The 567-nt window shown below is 44.6% G+C and carries 1 protein-coding gene; it reads left to right on the top strand.

Going from position 1 to position 567, the window contains the following annotated elements; all coding sequences use genetic code 11:
* The first annotated feature begins 86 nt into the window (after positions 1–86).
* Complete coding sequence (locus AC1P5O_RS16810; RefSeq protein WP_001055585.1) at positions 87–470, top strand: transposase; 384 nt, start codon at positions 87–89, stop codon at positions 468–470.
* Positions 471–567 lie beyond the last annotated feature (97 nt).

The raw sequence follows: 567 nt of genomic DNA, 5'->3' as shown, positions 1-567 counted from the left end.
GTAAGCATCCGGCTAACACAGCCTTACCAAGCGATCCTATAAGCCTTAATTTAGTTCCCACCTAAAAACAAGTGGGGACTTAATCCATGAACATGGATATATATTCAGCAACACCTCCTGTTGCTAAAAAACGCCGAAAATACAGCAAAGAATTCAAACTCAGTATTGTCAATGCCTGCAAAAATCCTAATACCTCGATCGCTTCGGTCGCACTGCAACATAGTATTAATGCCAACCTTGTCAGTCGTTGGATCAGGATCTTCAGCCATCATGAGGGTGCCGTGCAGGATCCTACTCATGTGAATCCAGCATTTATTGCTTTGCCTTACACTGCTGCAATCAGCCAACCTATTGATGAGAGGATCACGTTGTGTATCACCGTGCCTCATACGAATAATGATATTCAGCTAAAATGGCAGACATCAGAAATACCTGCCTTGGCAGAATTACTCAAGGCACTTGCAACATGATCCGCATTGATGAAATCTGGTTGTCTACTCAGCCCATGGACATGCGTGCAGGTATGGATACGACCATGGCTCAGGTGGTGAGAGCCTTTGGCTACAT

The sequence above is a fragment of the Prolinoborus fasciculus genome (genome assembly GCF_056724605.1).
This window is presented reverse-complemented; position numbering and strand designations above follow the sequence as displayed.

Coding starts and splice junctions, on each gene's coding strand:
- AC1P5O_RS16810 (WP_001055585.1), top strand. CDS start 87: ATGAACATGGATATATATTCAGCAACACCTCCTGTTGCTAAAAAACGC.